The 517-nt window shown below is 63.4% G+C and carries 1 protein-coding gene; it reads right to left on the bottom strand.

Features of this window, described 5'->3' with window-relative positions; genetic code table 11:
• Nucleotides 1-465: HlyD family secretion protein (locus PQR54_RS38890; RefSeq protein ID WP_408255462.1), on the bottom strand; the 465-nt coding region annotated here is incomplete at its 3' end.
• Nucleotides 466-517: the final 52 nt, after the last annotated feature.

Here is a 517-nt window from a genome sequence, read left to right as displayed (position 1 = left end):
TTGCTCCTGCGTCGTTCCCGCACCGGTCTCCGAGAGATTGCGGTATCGAGCGGCGTTCGCGCGCGCAAACTCGAGCGTCGCGTCATCCGCGCGCAGCGTGGCACGCGCCTGATCGACGAGCGCGGGTTGCCGTGCGATCTCGGCCTCGTAGTTTGCAACGGATGCCCTGGCTGCCACCACGTCCGCCTGCGCGCTCATCAACGCAGCGCGAAAGTCGCGGTCGTCGATACGTACCAGTAATTGCCCAGCCTTGACCTGCTGGTTATCCTCGACGAGCACCTGGGAAACCTGACCCGCGACACGCGGCGCGACCAGCGTGAAATCGGCCGTCACATAGGCATCGTTCGTGGTCTCGCTGGTCGAGCCGGCAAACAGCCATATGCAGGCCAGCACAGCGAGGCCGAGTATGACCACATACGCGGCAAGACGGATCGTTCTGGGAGGAAATCGGGTAGCGGATGACATGGATAGCGTCGCTTAACGGGAAGAGGGCTGCGTTGTGCTCCAGGGCGGATAG

It is taken from the genome of Paraburkholderia phytofirmans (genome assembly GCF_046028095.1).
In the GTDB taxonomy this organism is placed as follows: Bacteria; Pseudomonadota; Gammaproteobacteria; order Burkholderiales; family Burkholderiaceae; genus Paraburkholderia; species Paraburkholderia phytofirmans_A.
Note: the sequence above shows the minus strand (reverse complement) of the source record. Positions and strands in the feature narration are given on the sequence as shown.